General features: G+C 32.9%; 2 protein-coding genes and 1 riboswitch. Both genes read left to right on the forward strand.

Translation table 11 applies throughout. The annotated features are described in order from the left end of the window. On the forward strand, positions 1-998 hold a 998-nt coding region (locus tag SA378_RS11045; protein ID WP_318526034.1), incomplete at its 5' end, for a diguanylate cyclase. Between the two features lie 93 nt (positions 999-1,091). Further along, positions 1,092-1,178, forward strand: a riboswitch (cyclic di-GMP riboswitch). Between the two features lie 278 nt (positions 1,179-1,456). Then, positions 1,457-3,266, forward strand: a 1,810-nt coding sequence (locus tag SA378_RS11050) for a vWA domain-containing protein (protein WP_318526035.1), incomplete at its 3' end; no start/stop codon positions are given.

Below are 3,266 nucleotides of genomic sequence, written 5' to 3' on the forward strand. Positions count from 1 at the left end.
GATTGTACAATAAGAATTTCTTTGAGGAAGAACTTTCAAGATTAGATACTAAGAGACAACTTCCAATAAGCCTTATTATGGGTGATATAAATGGCCTCAAGTTGATTAATGATGCATTTGGACATAACATGGGGGATAATGCTTTAAAAAAAGCAGCTGAAATAATGACAAACTCCTTTAGGGATGAAGATATTATAAGCAGAGTTGGAGGAGATGAATTTATAGTTCTGTTACCAAAAACTACTGAAGAAACTGCTTTAGCAATAGTGGAAAGAATAAAGCGAAGATGTGAAAAGAATACTTTGGACTATATTAAAATCAGCATAAGTTTTGGTGTAGCCACGAAGGAAATTGAAGATGAAGATATTAATAAACTGTTGAAAAAAGCTGAAGACAGAATGTATTTCAAAAAACTTAAAGAGAGCAAGGAAGCTAAGCTTTCTATGATTAAGTTTCTTAAGAGCAGATTGGAAAAAATCACATATGAGACTAAATCTCATTATGAAAGGCTTAAAATATTGAGTATGATGATGGCGGAAGAGTTAGGTTTAACAGAAACAGAAAAAGAAGAATTAAGACTTCTCTGTGAATTTCATGATATAGGTAAAATAGGAGTATCAAAGAATATTCTTCAAAAAACAGGAAGCTTAAATAATGAAGAATGGGAAAATGTCAAACGGCACAGTGAAATTGGTTATTACATAGCAAAAGAATTCAGAGATGCAACTCAAATAGATGAATTAATTCTTATTCATCATGAACGATGGGATGGAAAAGGATATCCTGGACTTTTCAAAAATGAAGAAATCCCTATTGTGGCAAGAGTGTTTGCCATAGCGGATGCATATGATGTTATGGTAAATGATAGACCATATAAAACAAGGATGGGTAATAAAGAGGCATTAGAAGAAATAAAAGAAAATTCCGGAAGTCAATTTGATCCAAACATAGCTGGATTGTTTATAAAAATCATGGAAAATGTGGAACAAATTGTATAATATTAAATGATTTGAAACATAATATGTTAAATTGGAGAATTTATAATTTTATGTTTACGGATTCAATTTTGAGGTATAAATACTCTACACACAATTTAATATCGGCAAACCTATTGAAAAGTAGGGACGCAAAGCTTAGAAGTCTAAAGTTTATAAAACTATGACCGTTCGGCTGCAAATTAATTATGAAATTATTTTGCAGCTTTTTTTATGAAATTGCTATTCACAACAGTTATAAGATGTTTTAGACTTGTCATCCTGAGCGGTAGCGAAGGATCTCAGCTTTTAACTAGTTAGTCACAACTCCCTTTACTAGGGGAAATAGTTGTTTCTATATAAATTAATTAATAACAGCGGGAAGAAAGGGGGTGTAAACATCAATGGTTATTGATAATTTGTTCAATAAAAATAACCAAATAAACAAAGAAACAAAAATCTTAAAGAAAGGAGGACAAATCATGAATAAACCTAAAATGTTTAAAAAAGTAATATGTTTTGTAATAGCTTTGATGATGCTGATGCCGAGCATGCCGAGTAATTTGGTGAGTGCCGTTTCAGTAGAAGTTGGAGACAATTTATCAGTTGATAAAACTGCATATAAGGCAGAGGAAGCTACAGCTACAGATAAAGATTATTGGGTTCAATTTGACATTAATGGTGAAGATACGACAATTCAACCGATACCTCTTGATGTCGTGTTAGTTCTTGACAGATCTGGTAGTATGAAGGGTAATAATCGTATTGGTTATCTTAAGACGGCCGCTAAAAATTTTATCGATAAGATTTTAGAAAACAACACTTCAAATCGTGTATCTATTTTAACCTTTTCAGATGGAGATGGTGGTTATACACAGACAGCCTTTACAAATAATGACACTACTCTAAAAAATGCAGTTAATGCTATGGAGGCAGATGGTGATACAAATACTGGCGTAGCTTTTGAAAGAGCAAAAAACTTGTTAGATTCTGCAAATGAGAATTCTAAAAAAGCATTAGTATTATTTACTGATGGAGCTCCAGCACCACGAAGAAATGATGTGGACTATGGTTATAGTAAACATGCCACAGAAGAGGCGCGAGAAATACAAGTAGAATATGAAGAGATGCCAATGTACTGTGTATATTGGGATCCAAATGTAGGAAGTGGCGAAAATTTTTATTTAGGCGATGAAATTCCAAGTAGTGATGTTGAGAATATAGGTTCTAACTTTTATAAAGAAAAAACATGGAATAAAACGCTAGATAGAGAAAGACATTGGTTTTTAGGATATTACTATGAACATTATCTTACAATAAATAACTCGTTTATATTAAATACATTGCTTCCAACGTTTGTAAGTAAACCTGAATATTTAATTAAAGCATCTACAGATTTAACTCAATTGGAAAGCGTATTTGATGGTATAGCCGGTTCAATATTAAGTTTTGCTTCGGATGTGAGATTAACTGATTTAGTGAAAAAAGAAAACTTTGATTTGAATATTGGTACCAGTGATTCAGTTCAATACCGTTCCAAAGTGGCTTCGGGTACTAATACTAATGCATGGACACCTGTTTCAAGCGTCAATACACAACCTGTTTATTATACATTAGGTGCAGATGGTGATGCTAACACAGCAGATATTCAAATGTCATTTGATAAAATTTCACAACCTGGCATAGAAGTTCGATTTAAAATTAAACTGAAAGATGGTGTATATAGTTCTGAAACCGCTTCTGTGGATGCTCCTGATTTAGACACTAATGAATCAGCAAATATAACATATACTGATGCAATTGATACGGTACATAGCAATAAAAATATACCAATATTCCCAAAGGTATTTGTACCAAATCCAAATGTTACAGCTAAAATAGTAAAGGTCGATGAAGCTGGAAATCCATTAGAGGGTGCAACATTTGCAGTTGACAAACAAGGAGCTGGAGTAGAGAGAGTAGCAGCAGGGCCAGCAAATGAAGGCCTTGGAAAGAATGAATTTTCTTTCACTATAGACACAACAAATAGCAGTGCTTATATAATTAAAGAGATTATTGTGCCTGCAGGTTATGAAAATAATGATCAATTTAATGTACAGCTAAGGTCAGATGGAATTACGCTTCTTGGTAGTCCATCAAGTAATATTTCAGTAGATCCTAATGATCCTATGACTATTATTGTAGAAAACACTATAGACGATACACAAAAATTAGGATACACAGTAAACTACTATAAAGCAGGAGCTACAGAAGCATTTGCAACAGCAAGTGGAGAAGTAGTAAAAGCAAATC

The sequence above is a fragment of the Sedimentibacter sp. genome (assembly GCF_033447055.1).
Classification (GTDB): domain Bacteria; phylum Bacillota; class Clostridia; order Tissierellales; family Sedimentibacteraceae; genus Sedimentibacter.